Annotated in this window: 19 protein-coding genes; 5 read left to right on the top strand and 14 right to left on the bottom strand. The window is 47.6% G+C overall.

Going from position 1 to position 14,905, the window contains the following annotated elements; genetic code table 11:
• Positions 1-25 precede the first annotated feature (25 nt).
• Genes ACVA54_RS09515 through flgB form a run of 12 tightly spaced genes read right to left on the bottom strand, consistent with a single transcriptional unit; the run spans position 26 to position 10,028 of the window.
• Positions 26-1,066, bottom strand: a complete 1,041-nt coding sequence (locus tag ACVA54_RS09515) for a flagellin (RefSeq protein ID WP_099078260.1) — start codon at positions 1,064-1,066, stop codon at positions 26-28.
• An 11-nt stretch (positions 1,067-1,077) separates the two neighbouring features.
• Positions 1,078-1,977: a flagellar hook-associated protein FlgL gene (flgL, locus tag ACVA54_RS09520; protein ID WP_099078261.1), complete on the bottom strand. Its 900-nt coding sequence runs from the start codon at positions 1,975-1,977 to the stop codon at positions 1,078-1,080.
• A 12-nt stretch (positions 1,978-1,989) separates the two neighbouring features.
• Positions 1,990-3,363, bottom strand: a complete 1,374-nt coding sequence (gene flgK / locus ACVA54_RS09525) for a flagellar hook-associated protein FlgK (RefSeq protein WP_446580629.1) — start codon at positions 3,361-3,363, stop codon at positions 1,990-1,992.
• Positions 3,364-3,912, bottom strand: a complete 549-nt coding sequence (locus tag ACVA54_RS09530) for a rod-binding protein (protein ID WP_099078263.1) — start codon at positions 3,910-3,912, stop codon at positions 3,364-3,366.
• A gap of 10 nt (positions 3,913-3,922) precedes the next feature.
• Entirely contained in the window at positions 3,923-5,044 is a 1,122-nt protein-coding gene (locus ACVA54_RS09535) for a flagellar basal body P-ring protein FlgI (protein WP_182852673.1), read from the bottom strand.
• Positions 5,044-5,715: a flagellar basal body L-ring protein FlgH gene (gene flgH, locus ACVA54_RS09540; protein ID WP_099078265.1), complete on the bottom strand. Its 672-nt coding sequence runs from the start codon at positions 5,713-5,715 to the stop codon at positions 5,044-5,046. Before flgH ends, ACVA54_RS09535 begins: the two co-directional genes overlap by 1 nt.
• A gap of 32 nt (positions 5,716-5,747) precedes the next feature.
• Positions 5,748-6,533, bottom strand: coding sequence for a flagellar basal-body rod protein FlgG (gene flgG / locus ACVA54_RS09545; protein WP_005432423.1), 786 nt, complete (start codon positions 6,531-6,533; stop codon positions 5,748-5,750).
• Between the two features lie 39 nt (positions 6,534-6,572).
• A complete protein-coding gene (gene flgF, locus ACVA54_RS09550) occupies positions 6,573-7,304 on the bottom strand; it encodes a flagellar basal-body rod protein FlgF (protein ID WP_099078266.1) in 732 nt (243 codons plus the stop codon).
• Positions 7,305-7,316: 12 nt separating this feature from the next.
• Positions 7,317-8,516, bottom strand: a complete 1,200-nt coding sequence (gene flgE / locus ACVA54_RS09555) for a flagellar hook protein FlgE (protein WP_099078267.1) — start codon at positions 8,514-8,516, stop codon at positions 7,317-7,319.
• A gap of 26 nt (positions 8,517-8,542) precedes the next feature.
• Entirely contained in the window at positions 8,543-9,229 is a 687-nt protein-coding gene (flgD, locus tag ACVA54_RS09560) for a flagellar hook assembly protein FlgD (protein ID WP_099078268.1), read from the bottom strand.
• Complete coding sequence (flgC, locus tag ACVA54_RS09565; protein WP_099078269.1) at positions 9,229-9,663, bottom strand: flagellar basal body rod protein FlgC; 435 nt, start codon at positions 9,661-9,663, stop codon at positions 9,229-9,231. The genes flgD and flgC overlap by 1 nt, the downstream gene beginning before the upstream one ends.
• A gap of 2 nt (positions 9,664-9,665) precedes the next feature.
• Entirely contained in the window at positions 9,666-10,028 is a 363-nt protein-coding gene (gene flgB, locus ACVA54_RS09570) for a flagellar basal body rod protein FlgB (RefSeq protein WP_099078270.1), read from the bottom strand.
• A gap of 79 nt (positions 10,029-10,107) precedes the next feature.
• Here flgB and flgA point away from each other — a divergent pair, with 79 nt between their 5' ends.
• From flgA to ACVA54_RS09590, 4 genes are all read left to right on the top strand, one after another.
• Entirely contained in the window at positions 10,108-10,905 is a 798-nt protein-coding gene (gene flgA / locus ACVA54_RS09575; RefSeq protein ID WP_446631801.1) for a flagellar basal body P-ring formation chaperone FlgA, read from the top strand.
• A 135-nt stretch (positions 10,906-11,040) separates the two neighbouring features.
• On the top strand, positions 11,041-11,322 hold the full coding sequence (flgM, locus tag ACVA54_RS09580) for a flagellar biosynthesis anti-sigma factor FlgM (protein ID WP_099078272.1): 282 nt from the start codon (positions 11,041-11,043) through the stop codon (positions 11,320-11,322).
• A gap of 22 nt (positions 11,323-11,344) precedes the next feature.
• Positions 11,345-11,782, top strand: coding sequence for a flagellar export chaperone FlgN (flgN, locus tag ACVA54_RS09585; protein ID WP_099078273.1), 438 nt, complete (start codon positions 11,345-11,347; stop codon positions 11,780-11,782).
• A complete protein-coding gene (locus ACVA54_RS09590; protein ID WP_446644346.1) occupies positions 11,763-12,509 on the top strand; it encodes a lytic transglycosylase domain-containing protein in 747 nt (248 codons plus the stop codon). Before flgN ends, ACVA54_RS09590 begins: the two co-directional genes overlap by 20 nt.
• Positions 12,510-12,966: 457 nt before the next feature.
• On the opposite strand, the gene ACVA54_RS09595 is transcribed toward ACVA54_RS09590, so the two are convergent.
• Positions 12,967-13,485: an NUDIX hydrolase gene (locus tag ACVA54_RS09595; RefSeq protein ID WP_446649553.1), complete on the bottom strand. Its 519-nt coding sequence runs from the start codon at positions 13,483-13,485 to the stop codon at positions 12,967-12,969.
• A 217-nt stretch (positions 13,486-13,702) separates the two neighbouring features.
• On the opposite strand from ACVA54_RS09595, the gene ACVA54_RS09600 reads away from it, so the two are divergent.
• Positions 13,703-13,963 (top strand): putative hemolysin, encoded by a 261-nt coding sequence (locus ACVA54_RS09600; RefSeq protein WP_119464306.1) that lies wholly within the window; start codon positions 13,703-13,705, stop codon positions 13,961-13,963.
• A gap of 11 nt (positions 13,964-13,974) precedes the next feature.
• On the opposite strand, the gene ACVA54_RS09605 is transcribed toward ACVA54_RS09600, so the two are convergent.
• Entirely contained in the window at positions 13,975-14,865 is an 891-nt protein-coding gene (locus ACVA54_RS09605; RefSeq protein WP_099078277.1) for a YdcF family protein, read from the bottom strand.
• Positions 14,866-14,905: the final 40 nt, after the last annotated feature.

Consider the following 14,905-nt stretch of genomic DNA (forward strand, 5'->3'; position numbering starts at 1 on the left):
GGAATCTTGGAGTGTTCTTGAAGGGCTATTTCAACAGCGCCACCACGGTATGGCGACGCACATTCGCTTGTGCATTGAGCGCTTGGAATGTCGAGCTAAACTGGCCTGAGCTTGCCATAAAGTCATCGAGCTTCGCATTTACATCAGCAACACTCATCTGGTTAGATTGACTCTGCACAGAGCGCATTTGTAAGTTCAATTCACCGTGAAACACTTTGGCTTCTTCCAAGCTGTTTTGCACTTGTCTAATATGCTGGTTCACTTTGGCGATGGTCTGTTTGATGCCATCACGAGAGCCTAAATCAAAGCTTAACTCAGCGATGCCATCCGGTTCTGATTTTAGGTTCAGCACATTCGCTTGCCCTGCAGGAAAACGATGACCTTCACCCGTCACTAACACTTTTTGCTGCATTTGTTGATATGCAGTCTCGTGCGCTTCAAACAAGATGGTGCCATCTTCTGCCAGTGATGCTCGCATGCCCATCGCAATCAAACTGCGGTCGAGCATTTTCACGGTACGTGCACCATCGGCTTGACCATCGAATTGGATCATCACCGATTGGCCTTGCGGAAAGTCCAAGCGGATTTGCTCAGCTTTCTCACTCAAACGATGCACGTTCAAACCGGGGATCGAGAATCGACGGATATCCGCTTTATCCAGCTTGAGGTGCAGTTCGTTATCAATCACTTTCTGCCCATCAAAACGAGCTTGCTCAACCACTTGTTGAATCGATGCTTTAGAACGAACGAGCCCTTCTTGCAGACCAGGGACATTCTGTGCACCTTGGTTGACGGCTTGTGTCAAACCTCGCTTGATTTGAGTCAGCTCCTTACCAATCACTTGCAACGATTTACAGGCAATTTGTACCGCTGTTGCTTGTTGCTGACCTTGAGTAAGCTGAATACCGGAAACAGAATAGGCTGACGCGGTGTCAGCCTGAACTTGCGTAGGACGCGGCTTAATCGCACTGCTCGAATCCGCTGAGCGGGTTGGCATGATAGAGGCTTGTTCTTGCCCACCTAAGCGTATGCTATGGGGTCTTACCTCTACTGTGCTCATCACCATACAAAACTTCCTTAAATACGATCAAACAGGTTGAGATCGTTGATCTTCACGTAGCTAGCTTGCGTTGCTTGTAACGCGGCCATGTAGTTGCTTAAACGTACTGATGCTTCACTGTAATCCAATGCCGATAAGTCACTGGTCACCTTGTCAACGAACAGTTTGTTTTCACCGTGTGCGCTGTCCATTAGGTCAAGGTTGTTATGGCGACCACCGATTTCTGTCATCGCTCCCAGTACGTTCGCCAAGGTATCATCAATCGCAGATAAGCTCGCGTCTACCTCCGCTTGAAAATTCGGACTCGGGTTCTCAAATTCCGCAATCAAAACGTCGATTTGGTTCAACACATTATCGCCACCACCAAGTTCCAGGATCTCTTTTGCCGTCATATTGGAATCCATGGTCACGCCCTTTGCAACGGTTACCACGCGTTTGTCGCTGTTGCCATCAACTTGGTACGCACCACCAGCATTACTCACCGCAGGCTTGTCCGTCTGAGTACCTGAAAACAGGTAGTGGCCTTCTTCGTCTTGGGCATTGAATGAAGACTCAATCGAATCACGGTAGCTTTTTAGCTCGATGATCATGCCACTGCGGTCTTCATCGGTTAATGTGCCGTTCGCGCCCCAAAGCACCAAATCACGCACGCTCTTTAGGCTTTCATTAATGGAGTCCAAGTGGGTTTCTTGGGCAGAAAGTGTGGTTTTCAGGTTGGCGATATTACTTTGATACTGGCCGATCGCGCTGTTTTCACGCTCAAGGTTCAGCAGCTTAATCGACGCCATTGGGTCATCAGAAAGCTTGGTTAATCGGTCACCCGTGGCCATTTGTTGAAGAACATGCCCTAAACCTGCGTTGTTGGTTTGCAGACTTTGCAGCATCAACTGGCTAAATTGACTGTCACTGATTCGCATCTCGGGTTCCTTTTAGAATAACTGCAATACAGAGTCGAAGAGCTGGTTAGCGGTGCTAATAACTTTCATGTTGGCGTTGTGTGCGTTAGCGAATGTCATCAGATTTGCCGCTTCTTCATCGCTGTTAACGGCGCTAACATTGTCGCGCGCCGCATGCGCTTGTTTGTTCATTGCGGCTTTGGCTTCGTAATCCGCTTCTGCTTGGCGTGCTTTGATCGCTGTTTCACCGACCATTGCGGTGAACGCATCGTTCAAGCTCAGCGAACCATAGCCAGTGACTGAAACCGGCTTATTGCTAAGTTGAATCAGGTCATTCAATACATCCGCATTACCCGGCGTGCCGTCGCTGGAGAATGCTAATTCTTCCGCGCTGATATCGGTAATGGTTAGGCTTGCAGCAGGGTTTGCAGGATCGTAACTAAACAATGGTGTGCCCGGATTGCCGTTGAGATCTTGCCCTGTTGCCAGCACTGCGTTGTATTCATCCGCCAACGCTTTAGCCATGTCATCCAAAGCAACTTGGTTTGGCTTTAGCACTTCGGTTTGATAATCGTTAATCGCACCCAACTTGCCGCCTACCGAGTGGTCAATGACAAAGCTTTGCGATGCAAAATCGACACTCAAATCGGCAAGATATGGGTCAGTTGGGTTTGGTTTTGCCGCTAGCTGACCGTAATCCGATCCCATCACCAATGGCTGACCAGAAGCCAGTGTCACTTGCATGCTGCCGTCTGGTTGGTCGGTCGTTTTGATTTCAACAATCTGAGAAAGTTCGCCAATCAACGCATCACGAGTATCCATCAATTGAGCTGGGTTACCGCCTATGCCTTGCATCTCGACTATCTGCTTGTTCACATCAGCAATGTTCGCCATCAAGCTATTGGCATGGTTCAACGCCGCAGTACGCTGGTCACTCATGTCTTTGTGTTGATTATGAAGAGACTCAGTTAGCGTATTGAAACGACGCGCTAACGCTTCTGATTCATTAATGATTTGCTGACGGTATGGAATCGATTCCGGTTTTACCGTGGCATCATTAAGTGCGGCGTTAAAGGAATCTAAACCTGCTGAAACACTGAATCCATCAGCGCCAAGCGTGTTCTCAAGCTGACTCATCGCGCTGGTATAGCCTGCCGAATAAGCCGCTAAACTGTTAGTAGACCATGTTTGCTTAACCAAGAACTGGTCCGTTACGCGACGAATACTCGTCACTTCAACACCCATGCCAGGGCTGAGTTTGTTGTACTTACCGTCACCAACGGATGCCATCAGCGCTTGTTGTCGGCTGTATCCCGGTGTGTTGATATTAGCCACGTTTTGCGCGGTCACATCCAACGCCACACGGTTCGCGTTTAAGCCTGAAAGGGCGATATTCACAAGGTTCATTTACAGCTCCATTTTCCTAATCAGCGGCTGAGTAAACGCGGTCGTCATTCCGGCTTCACCGAGCACTTGTTTAACAGAGGCGACCGCTTGCTGCATGGGATTAACTGCATCGGTTGTCATCGCGATGTCACCCTTTTCAAGTTGTGATTTGCGTTCAAGACTGACCTCTTTTCCATCGTTTGCTGGAGAGACATTGCGTGATTGGTCGAACGCCACTTCGCGCATTGAAGGGCTAAGTTGCTGGATCAGCATATTGGCGATACCGGAGTTCTGTTTTTTCGCCAACTCCATCGCTAATTGTCCATCGTACATATCGCGAAACACGCCTTGTTGCTGGCTAGCAAACGGGCTGTCTTTGTCGGCCAATACATCACTGCTGCTGCGCATTTGACGCAGCACCATTTGTAGGAACATCGCCTCGAATTGACCCGCAACCACTTCAAGAGCACCTTCTTGGTCGCGACTTTTCTTGATGCTCGCTAGGGCACTGTTGTCGTGATACAGCATGGTATTGAGTTGAGCTTGATCGCCGCTCGTATCTAACTTCATCGCTAACTCCTTAAATCACCACAAGTTCAGCATTAAGCGCACCCGCTTCGTTCAATGCTTGCAGAATCGACATCAGATCCGTTGGCGTAGCACCTAAGCTGTTTACAGCGTTGACAATGGTGTTCAGTTCCGTACCCGGAGGCCAAATCACCATTTGCGCCTGATCTTCGTTTACTTCGATTTGGGTTTGATCCACGACTTTGGTTTCACCATCAGCAAACGCGTTAGGCTGGCTGACTTGTTGAGATTCGGAGATTCGAACGGTCAAGTTGCCGTGGCTTACTGCCGCTTCACCAACCTTAACATTCTTACCAATCACCACAGTACCCGTACGAGAGTTGAATACGATTCGAGCCGGTTTACGGCCTTCTTCCACGCTCATTTCTTCCAACATCGACATCATGGTGACACGCTGTTGGGTATCCATTGGCGCACGCATTTCTACACGCGCTTTGTTGATCGCTTTTGCCACATTTGGGCCAAAGGTATTGTTGATTTCACGGGCGATGTTCTTTGCTGTCGTAAAGCTTGGTTTGCGTAGATTCAAAGTAATTTCGTCACGCTGGTTAAAGTCAGTTTCGATTTCTCGCTCCAACGTTGCACCATTTGGAATGCGACCTGCGGTTGGTGTGTTTACTTCTACCTTAGAGCCACTTTTACCCTCGGCGGATAAGCCCCCCACCACCACACTGCCTTGAGCGATGGCATACACTTCGCCATCAATACCGCGCAGTGGCGTCAACAGTAATGTGCCACCACGCAAGCTTTTCGCATCACCGATAGAGGAAACCACTACATCCAGTGTTTGACCTGGGCCAGCCATTGGGTCAACGGATGCGGTAACGCTTACGGACGCCACGTTACGTAATTTTGGGTTCATGCTGTCATCAATCTGAACCCCAAATTGGCGCAGCATGTTGGTAATGGATTGAGCGGTGAATTTCACTTGGTTACGGTCACCTTGACCGGCCAAACCCACCACTAAACCGTAACCAACCAATTGGTTTTCTCGGATGCCCTGAACATCCACCAAATCCATGATCGGAATTTCCACTTCAGCTTGTGAAGTGGCAGGAAGTCCCAAGGACAAAGCCAATAGAAAAGAAGTAAAAAATGCGTTAATAGACTTCATTAGAATGGTACCCATGGGCTGTTGAAGAACTGCGTCAGCCACCCGGCTGCGTTGCTATCGGCTAATGCGCCGCGACCTGCGTAGGTAATACGAGCATCAGCAATACGCTGAGAAGAAACTTGGTTGCTGCGGTTGATGTCATCAACGCGCACAATGCCTGTGAGCCGGATAAATTCATCGCCTTGGTTGAGTCGCAGCCATTTTTCACCGCTAATGCGAAGCACACCATTTGGCAATACCTCATGCACAGTCACGGTGATCGCACCTTGTAATTTGTTGCCTTGCGAGCTGGATGCACTGCCATCAAAGTTGCGGCTGCCATCAATACTCACGCCTAGCTCATCAATGGTTTGGGTGCCAATGGTTGCCGCGGCAAAGTCTACGGTTGAGCTTTTGCCAAACTGTGTGCCTGCCTTCTTACTTGAAGAGGTTTCTTCAAAGAGCTGCACGGTCAAAACATCACCGACTCGGTAGGCTCGGCGATCTTGAAATAACGTCATTGTGTATTGGTGACGATAAAGGCTGCCGGACTTGGTCTCTGGCAAGGTGTAATCCAACACTGGTGGCGCGTATTCCTCTGTGTTTGGCTCGGGTGGAATAAATTCATCACGACCCGCACACCCCACCAGCAACACGACGGCAACTGCCCAACTCTTCGATAGCCATTTCATTGCTTTTTCCTTCATCATCACCAATTTCTTACTTACATCGATTGCGCGACAAACTTCAGCATGTCGTCTGCGGCAGAGACTACTTTGGCGTTCATCTCGTACGCGCGTTGAGTGGTGATCATGTCGACCATCTCTTCCACTACTTGCACGTTTGAGCCTTCTAAAGCCCCCTGTTTGATGCTGCCTGCACCGTCTTCGCCCGCAATCAATTCATCCGCAGGACCACTTGCTTCTGTCTCGCGGAATAAGTTGCCACCAACAGCTTCTAGACCCGCTGGGTTGATAAACTTCGCTAGCGTAATCTGACCCAGTTGCTGCGGCGTTGGATCGTCTGCAGAGGTTGTCGTTACCGTGCCATCCACACCCACAGAGAACGAAATCGCGTTGTCTGGGATTTGAATTTGCGGTTCCAGTGGCAAGCCTTGGCTGTTGACCATCAAACCCTCTGAGTTGATGTGGAACTGACCATTACGCGTATACATGATCTGACCGTCAGAGTTTTCGATTTGGAAAAAGCCTTGTCCCATCACCGCTAAATCCAACTCTTGAGTGGTATTTTGAGTGTTGCCCTGAGTGAAGACTTTCTGCGTTCCCACAACACGAACACCGGAACCAAGCTGAACACCGCTTGGTAGTTCATTCACTTGGTCGACTTGCGCACCGGGTTGACGCTGAATGCTGTAGAACAAGTCTTCAAACACCACGCGATCGCGCTTAAAGCCGACCGTGTTGACGTTCGCTAGGTTGTTAGAGATGGCAGTCATTTTCGTATCTTGAGCTGCCATGCCCGTCTTACTTACCCATAATGCTGAATGCATTGGTTATCTCCTTTGGACGAGAATCCCTTCGTGTAAGGGTTATCTCGCCGCCATCAATTTGTTTCCGGCTTGCGCCAAGGTTTCTGCGGTTTTCATCATGCGTACTTGCATTTCGAAGTTACGCGTCAGCGACATCACGCTCAGCAGTTCATCAATGGCAGACACGTTACTGCCCTCAATGTGCTCTGGAGAAAGCTGCACGGTTTCATCCGCAGGGAAAGGCACGCCATCTACGCTATGTAGCAAGCTGTCGCTCTCTTTTTGCAGTTGGTTGATTGTCGGTTTTACTAGCTTTAAGGTGCCCACTTCCACTTCTGCACCGCCACCCGGTGGAATGACAGACACACGGCCACGTTCACTGATTTCAATCTTCTGAAAATCAGGCACCACCATAGGGCCGTTTTCACCCACAACAGGGAAGCCATTGATACTCATTGCGCCAAAGGTATCGACTTTGATATTGCCCGCTCGCGTGTAAGCTTCATTGCCAGCAGGTGTTTCAACGGTGAGGTAACCCTCACCCATGATCGCCACATCGAGAGGGCGGCCAGTTTTCATGATGTCGCCAGAATCAAAACGCGTTGCGGCGGAGTTGGTCACCACCATGGTGCGGCCATCAAAGCCCGAACCTTGTAGTTCAACACTGCGAACGCGCTCCATATCGGCACGGAAACCTGCGGTGTCAGCATTCGACAAGTTGTTCGAACGCACGTGCTGAGCCTTGAGGACTCGGCTCGCACCCGACGTGGCAGTAAATAACAAGCTATCCATGCGACTCTCCCATTACACCGCGTTGAACAGAGCTTGAGTCAGCTTGTCATTGGTCGAAATGGTTTTCGCGTTGGCTTGGTAGTTACGCTGCGCCGTCATTAACGCGACAAGTTCGCTAGTTAAGTCGACGTTAGAGCCTTCTAACGCACCCGGTGTTAAGTCACCCAATGTGCCCGTACCCGGAACACCCATGATTGGTGCGCCTGAGCTAAAGCTCTGTGTCCATGCCGTGCCGCTCACTTTCGATAGACCTTGCGTGTTAGCAAAATCGGCTAATACAACCTGACCTTGTAACTGAGACTGACCATTGGTGTAAGTCGCATAAACCATACCGTTGTCTTCCACTCGAACGCCCGCAAGCTCACCTGAAGTGTAACCGTTAGGGTTGTTAGTGCTCACGCCAAACGCAGCGCCAAACTGAGTGCTGCCGTTCAAGCTGATATCAATGCTCATTGCGTTTGCGCCCGCCGCAGGGAATGCAACGTTGAAAGAACCCGTTGGAGATGCCAGCGTGCCATCGGTATTGAATTGAACCGTTTGAGCCGTTGCTGGTATCGTTGGCGCACCGTCGACTTCCACATTCACTTGCCATTCGTTATCTGATGTCTTCGTGAAGTACTGAGTTACTGTGTGCGAGTTGCCAAGTGAGTCATAAACCTTGCTGGTGTAAGAAGAGTTGAATGAGTTTGGATCGGAAGAATCAAATGGGTAAATCGCTTGATCGACTGCCGTTGCGCTTGCATCAAAGTTCGCCACAAAGTCAAGGTTATCGGTTGCTTTAGCATTTAGTGAAGACGTAGAAACTTTAATATCACCAACAGAACCAGTTTGAAGGTTAGCATTGTTGTCTACGCTATAACCTTGCAACTTGGCACCATTATTTGCGGTTACGAAGTTGTTCTTGTCAGTACCAAACACACCTGCGCGAGTGTAAAGCATCTGACCCATGTGATCTTTCGTCACAAAGAAGCCGCTGCCGTTGATCGCCAAGTCCATTGCACGACCTGTGCCTGTCACCGAACCATTCTTATCGAAGTTCTGAGAAATCGACGCGACTTCTACGCCGCCCGGTTGCATGCCGTTGTAAACCGCTGCAAATTCTGTGCGACCACCTTTAAAGCCGTACGTTGATGCGTTGGCAATGTTGTGACTGATGGTATTTAACTCTGTGTTGGTCGCGTCCAGACCACTAAGTGCGATGTTAAAACTCATAAATAACCTCTGATTTCCTTATTTGGTTAAGCACCAAACTGAGTGATTTGATAGAAAGGAACGTTGCCAACGCCTTGGACATTGACCAGTGCTGCGCCACCTGAGCTAGGAATACGTACCTGCTCAACCGTGCCTGCCAGCAAAACATTTGGGCTCTTTTGCCCTTCTTGAACTTCCACCGCGACGGTGTATTTGCCCGGCTTCAAACCAAGTTCTTCTGGACTGATAGAGAACTCGACGTCACCCGCACCGTGTGCACCTAGTGGGACTTTGGTCGATTGACCGAATTCATCTTTGACGACCAATGCGACTTGGTTCGAGCCATGTTCTAGCTCAATTTTGCCACTTTGCAAGCCTTCACCAAGTTCAAACTCGTTTGATGATACATACACGGTTTGACCAACCAAGCCCGCCGTTGAAAGTACCTGCATGTTGTCGAGCAATACCATGCTGTTTTGCATGAGCATCGACATGTTTTCGGTACTTTGAACCTGAGAAAATTGCGCTAACTGGCTGACATACTCCGTGCCATCAAGCGGGTTAAGTGGGTCTTGGTTTTGAATCTGTGCCACCATTAGCGAAATAAACTCGTTTTGCAGTGACGTTGCGCTGTTCATATCCGACGGGTTCGCGGAAATGCCACCTGTGTCGCCACTAGCAGTGGTCGCGACTGGCGCATCAGAAGAAAGCGCGGTGTATTGTGCGAGACTCATTAATTACCCTGCCCTAGTCGAAGCAGACCTTGCTGCATGCTTTTCACATTCGTCAACACTTCCACGTTGGTTTCAAAACTGCGCGTTGCGGACATCATGTCTGCCATCTCTGAAACCACATCAATGTCTGGGTAGTACACATATCCTTCATCGTTCGCTAGCGGGTTGTTTGGCTCAAAGCGTTTTTCTGCCTGACCCGCATTCTGCACCACATCGACAATGCGCACTTCCGCATTCGGATAAACACCGTTTTCCGTCGCCAGCTGTGTTTTTTGATACACAGTTGCGAACACTGGCTTCAGTGCTTTGTAGGCATCATCCGGATTCGAAGACACTGCATCGGCGTTGGCCAGGTTACTGGCTACCGTGTTCAGACGAACGGTTTGCGCCGTCATCGCCGAGCCAGTGATCGAATAGATATCAGTAAATGACATGTTTAACGTCCCTCAATCACTTTCGCCAAGCCACTGAATTTCATGTTGAGAAACGTCAGGCTGGTTTGAAAGTCCATGTTGTTTTGCGTGAACTTGGCTTGTTCCACGCCCAGTTCTACAGTGTTGCCGTCTTTGCTGTTTTGGTAAGGCACCGAATATTGCGCCTCAACCTGAAGCTTCGGCACTGGTTTGTTCACACTGCCCGCTGACATTTGATTCATCACGGTGGTGAAACTTAGGTCCTTTGCCAAGTACCCAGGTGTATCAACATTTGCTAGGTTACTGGCGAGGACTTTGGTACGCTGAACGCGAAAATTGAGTGCCTCTGGATGTACACCTAACGCATTTTCGAATGTGATCGCCATGCATCTTTCCTTAAAGTCGGCTCGAATACATCGAATATTAAAACAAGATGTATGCCATAAAAATTATTCTTATATATCAATGAATTATAAACAGACAGGGAAGCATCGCTTCCGGATTGCGGAAACCATTCAAAAGAAGGGGAAAGGTCGATTTCCCTCAATCATGCTGCTTTGCGGTTTGGCTCTGATTGCAAGCTCGTTGAATGCCATTGCTAATGAGAAAACCCTGACGGTAGATGAGCTCAAAGCCATCGTCAGCGAACAGTTTGAACAAGAAGTAGCGCAAGTCGCACAGTCCCGCCAATGGGGAAATTATCAACTGGACTATCAAATTTGGGTACCAGGTTCTGCCAATCATCTGCCCGTTTGTAATTCACCTTTGGCAATCACAGGACGAGATAATCGTCCGTTGCCTATTGGTAATTTAAAACGAGCTGTCAGTTGTGAAGATGTCAACTCTCAATGGCGAATCAATGTGACTATCAAATCTAAGGTGACACTTCCGGTTCTCGTTGCCACCACTGCGATTGGACGTAACGAATCCATCTCAACCTCAAACTTAAAAATTGAGTCGCGAACGATTTCTCGTCAAGACGACTTCTACACACAGACAAACCAAGCCATTGGGCTAGAAACCATTCGCCGTATTCGAGCTGGCCAAATGATTGATCCAACCAACCTCAGCGCTCCGCCACTTATTGAAAAAGGCAACGAAGTGATCATCATCGCTAGCAAAGATGGATTTAGTGCTAGCACCAAGGGCGTCGCCTTAGAAAACGGAAAGAGAGGACATCAGATTAAGGTTGAGAACATCGGTTCAGGTAAAGTCATTCGGGCGGTTGTGACAGGGGTGAATCAAGTCCATACTCAATTCTGATTTTGGACTCAAGGTAACATTTTCTCACTTTACTACTCGTCATCCAGTATCGATATCGAGTAAAAATTAAAGTTTAATGTTCATCAAACCCTGGTCGCCTAATCGATTTAGAACATGATGATTAAGGACCACAACATGAAAATCGATAAAGTCACGGGCGGTCATGTCCCACAAACTAAATTTCAGCAAGCGAGCAAAAAGCCTGTCGAACCTATCGTACAGAGCAAAAACCGAGAGCCCGCATTTCAAGCAAATACCGCGGCTATAGACCGTGCTCAAGCAGAAATGCAATCACTGCCAGACATTGACATGACAAAGGTCGAACAGATCCGCAGCGCATTAGCACGTGGCGAGCTGAATCTCGACACCAAAGCGCTGTCGAAAGCAGTGATGCAATTCCACACTGGGCACGAATAACGCATCTCATTAGGAGTCAAGCATGGCAACGGCGGCATCACAGCACATTCAGCAGTTTGTTCGCTCTATCGCAGAAGACGTCAAACTCTACCAACAACTATTGGGGCTGATTCAACAACAAAAAACATTGTATTTGCAATTCGATGGCGATTCGCTAAACGAAAACATTCTAAAGCAAATGCCAATTTTGAATCAGCTTGGTCGCTCTGCAAGTGAAAGAAGCCAGCTAATGCGAGCTCTTGGGTTGCCGTGTAATGAAGCCAGTGTGAACCGAATCTTCAATGCCTTGCCATCTAAAATTGGCACGCAAGCAAGAAAGCAATGGACACTGTTGGAATCCTTTGTGAAACAATGCCAACAGGACAATCAGAGTAATGGCCAAAGCTCTGCAGCGTTCCAAGAGTTAGTCAGTCAACTCAAGCAACCTGTGCAACATACTTATGAAGAGCGCTCTTTCTAAGCGATTTTCGCTCTGCCCGCAGACATTAATACCTTCCCGGCGTTCCTCTGTGGGCTTTCTTTTCGTTGCCTTATCTTTAGTGAGTCCCTCCTCATCCGCTCATGCAAAACCACACCGTGATGATATTCAACACCAATATCAAGTGCTCGTCCCTTATAAGTCGCAAATTGCCGAACGTCTTGATTCAGCCAGCTCATTGATAGACCACATTTTTAAACAATTAAAGCTGAAGTCGCTGCCAGCTAACTTGGTATTAGTGCCAATGTTGGAGTCTTCCTATAACCTAGATGCGGTTTCCCATGCAAATGCTGCCGGGCTTTGGCAATTAATTCCGGCGACCGCAATACGATTTGGATTACAGGTGTCATCAGACAATGACCAACGGTTTGACGCCGAAGCTAGCACTCAAGCTGCGCTAGCTTATTTAGCGTTCCTATATCAAAAATTTGGCCACGACATCACCCTAACGTTAGCGGCATACAATGCTGGAGAAGGTCGAGTTGCAAGAGCAATAAAACGAGCAGGAACCGACGATTTTAATCTGCTAACATTGCCAAAAGAGACGCAACAATACGTCCAACGTTTTTATGCGTTAGAGCAATTAGTTGATGTTAGTAAACTGCGCAGTGACTCTTTTCAGCCTTTATTATTATTTTCATCGCCATCGGTACATCACCCGCAACCACTTATTGACCTAGGCCGCCTGCCACCGCTGATCGATTTATGATGAATCAGCCAAAGTCAGAAGCATGTAAAATTACATTTCCTTGCGTCATGAATCCCTAAGTACGTGATCTCACTTCCAACACGCGTCGAAAAGTTCAATTAATCTATCTCAAAATTAAGAAATCCAATACGAGCGGTGAGAATCTAGCCAAAAAACTTGCAATATGTGTAGATATTGATCACAGGTCTTTACGAAAAAAATGAAAATCAATATTTTTTGCCTATTAATTATTTACACAGCAAATACAAAGCGGCTATTGTTATTGGCATAAACATATTGATACAAAATTAGAGTATCGAAATAGAACATAAGAATGACGCTTCGCTTGCGCGTCTGGAATAAGTCCGAGTTCCGGGGGAGGAACTCGGACTTTTTTATGACTGGCGTTGACTTTTTATCGGTGGGTTATTATCCCAATCATACTAAATAACTGTTCATTTACTTACTGTTATTGGTATTACAACAGTTCCTTCGCGATCAACTGTAGAAGGAAAGTTTCGCGATCAATGCTCATCCCTTTTTTCGGGCTCTCTGCCATGGTCTTTTCGTTGTGTGCAATCGCCTCGTGTACATTCATCCAGACTGGTCGCATACCATTCTTCACCTCATAGTCTTCGTAAGCGGTCTTACCCAGTTCACGATCTATTTTGCAGGTATAGCAATACGAAACCATATGCATCACGTCTGCATCTTCTTTATACCAAGGACGAAACTCTTCAAAAATACCAAATGGCTTAATGCTATGAATGTTCTTCGCCCCCGTTTCTTCTTCTAGCTCACGAACCAAGCCTGCGATGACATCTTCACCCGCATCGATACCACCGCCCGGCAAAGTGTAATCGTGGTAACGCTCTGTATAGAGTAGTAATACATCTTCACCGTCTAACACGATGGCTCGCGCAGCATTACGCTGAAAGATGATTTTATCATCCAGATGTTCAATATCTGGGTGCGTGGTCGATTTTAGATGTCTCATCGAGGTTTCCGCTATGAATATTTTGCACGCATACTACCGAATTTCATCGGCTTTCCCAAGTTTCAATTTGGATACGATTGAAGCCAAATTGTTTAAACAGCGAGCAATTTCTAAAATATCCTAACCGGATCATGCTTTTAACAAACAGAAGACAATCTTTTTCTTAAAGTCTCCTATAATCAACGCAATAGTCGCTCATCCCATGTGGAGATAAAGAATGAAAAAAACAAGTTTAATGACAGCAGTGTCTGCCACGATGGTTCTTGCAGGTTGTTCAACTTATGAAGGCGCAACTCGCTCTACAGAGTACACATCAATGTCAAACCCAGCGGCAGTATACTGCGTACAACAAGGCGGGGAACTTGAAACTGTAACGGAAAATGGTGAACGCATAACCTACTGTCTTCTATCTGAAAATGAACGCATTGAGCAGTGGGAGTACTATCGTAGCAACCACAAAGAAAGCAACCCATCGTAGCCTCACCCTCATTACGCTTTCGCAATCTTAGATTGTATTGAGTGCTGTACGTACTCACCGCGAGCTAAAGCGCTAGTTTCCGGATCGAGGCGTTGATTTAACGCTGTGAGGATCGGATGGAGCACCGTCAACGCTTGCTCTGCTGCTAGAACTGAATCATCAATGGCCGTCATCTCGATGGCCTTTTTCATTTCTGAGATTTGACGTAGAACCTCTTGTTCTAAAGGCAAAGCTTGGAGATTTTCTATCGCCTTGAGAGCAATGGCTAATGGTTTGGCTTGCACCTGAACTAAGTCTCGCTTAAACGCCTTGTTCTTCACTCCCTCCAAATACACACGATACGTTGTGAGTTCATCAGACAATAAAAACGCCTCAGCGTAAGTACCAACATGAGGATAGTGTGCGCTGATGTGGTGATTAATATCAATCGGAATATCTAACTCAATCCCCGCCTCTAAACTCCCCGTTTTGAGCACACGCAGTAAGCCTTGTTCATCCATCAAGGTTTGAATCTCTAAAATGCGCTCTAAGTGGTAATCATTGGACAACAACGAGACTTGAATCCGCTGGTCCTTCTTGCAAAGCCCGCTTCGCTGCAACGCTACCACTGAATTTTGCATATTCTGCACTGTATTAAGTGACTGGTTTTCTAGGATGATTTGGCTCTGAGGAAAAGGCATGAAATCAGAGGCTGTTAGCTGACGAAAGTAGGTGAGCATGGCATCGGCTTCAGAGACGGTTTGACCCCGTGTCACGCCACCACAAAAGACTAATGCCGTCGTTTCAACGCGCAAATCCGTTAACGCCTCAACTAATGCTTCTACTCGAGTTCGCCCCTCGAGAGTCAGCTCATCGTTCACTAACCGCTTACCAAGAACGAGGACCACCTTATCTAACGTCATTACCAAGTTCTCATTTCCCCAATTTGCACTGAATGATTTG

The sequence above is a fragment of the Vibrio sp. PNB23_22_6 genome (genome assembly GCF_052877535.1).

What these genes read in the sequence shown, in the direction of transcription:
- flgL (WP_099078261.1), bottom strand. Translation starts at nt 1,977, where the DNA reads ATGCGAATCAGTGACAGTCAATTTAGCCAGTTGATGCTGCAAAGTCTG.
- ACVA54_RS09590 (WP_446644346.1), top strand. Translation starts at nt 11,763, where the DNA reads ATGAAGAGCGCTCTTTCTAAGCGATTTTCGCTCTGCCCGCAGACATTA.
- flgB (WP_099078270.1), bottom strand. Translation starts at nt 10,028, where the DNA reads ATGGCGATCACATTCGAAAATGCGTTAGGTGTACATCCAGAGGCACTC.
- ACVA54_RS09600 (WP_119464306.1), top strand. Translation starts at nt 13,703, where the DNA reads ATGAAAAAAACAAGTTTAATGACAGCAGTGTCTGCCACGATGGTTCTT.
- flgA (WP_446631801.1), top strand. Translation starts at nt 10,108, where the DNA reads ATGAATTATAAACAGACAGGGAAGCATCGCTTCCGGATTGCGGAAACC.
- flgD (WP_099078268.1), bottom strand. Translation starts at nt 9,229, where the DNA reads ATGAGTCTCGCACAATACACCGCGCTTTCTTCTGATGCGCCAGTCGCG.
- flgG (WP_005432423.1), bottom strand. Translation starts at nt 6,533, where the DNA reads ATGCATTCAGCATTATGGGTAAGTAAGACGGGCATGGCAGCTCAAGAT.
- flgF (WP_099078266.1), bottom strand. Translation starts at nt 7,304, where the DNA reads ATGGATAGCTTGTTATTTACTGCCACGTCGGGTGCGAGCCGAGTCCTC.
- ACVA54_RS09595 (WP_446649553.1), bottom strand. Translation starts at nt 13,485, where the DNA reads ATGAGACATCTAAAATCGACCACGCACCCAGATATTGAACATCTGGAT.
- flgK (WP_446580629.1), bottom strand. Translation starts at nt 3,363, where the DNA reads ATGAACCTTGTGAATATCGCCCTTTCAGGCTTAAACGCGAACCGTGTG.
- ACVA54_RS09535 (WP_182852673.1), bottom strand. Translation starts at nt 5,044, where the DNA reads ATGAAGTCTATTAACGCATTTTTTACTTCTTTTCTATTGGCTTTGTCC.
- flgH (WP_099078265.1), bottom strand. Translation starts at nt 5,715, where the DNA reads ATGAAATGGCTATCGAAGAGTTGGGCAGTTGCCGTCGTGTTGCTGGTG.
- ACVA54_RS09530 (WP_099078263.1), bottom strand. Translation starts at nt 3,912, where the DNA reads ATGAAGTTAGATACGAGCGGCGATCAAGCTCAACTCAATACCATGCTG.
- flgC (WP_099078269.1), bottom strand. Translation starts at nt 9,663, where the DNA reads ATGTCATTTACTGATATCTATTCGATCACTGGCTCGGCGATGACGGCG.
- ACVA54_RS09605 (WP_099078277.1), bottom strand. Translation starts at nt 14,865, where the DNA reads ATGACGTTAGATAAGGTGGTCCTCGTTCTTGGTAAGCGGTTAGTGAAC.
- flgM (WP_099078272.1), top strand. Translation starts at nt 11,041, where the DNA reads ATGAAAATCGATAAAGTCACGGGCGGTCATGTCCCACAAACTAAATTT.
- ACVA54_RS09515 (WP_099078260.1), bottom strand. Translation starts at nt 1,066, where the DNA reads ATGGTGATGAGCACAGTAGAGGTAAGACCCCATAGCATACGCTTAGGT.
- flgN (WP_099078273.1), top strand. Translation starts at nt 11,345, where the DNA reads ATGGCAACGGCGGCATCACAGCACATTCAGCAGTTTGTTCGCTCTATC.
- flgE (WP_099078267.1), bottom strand. Translation starts at nt 8,516, where the DNA reads ATGAGTTTTAACATCGCACTTAGTGGTCTGGACGCGACCAACACAGAG.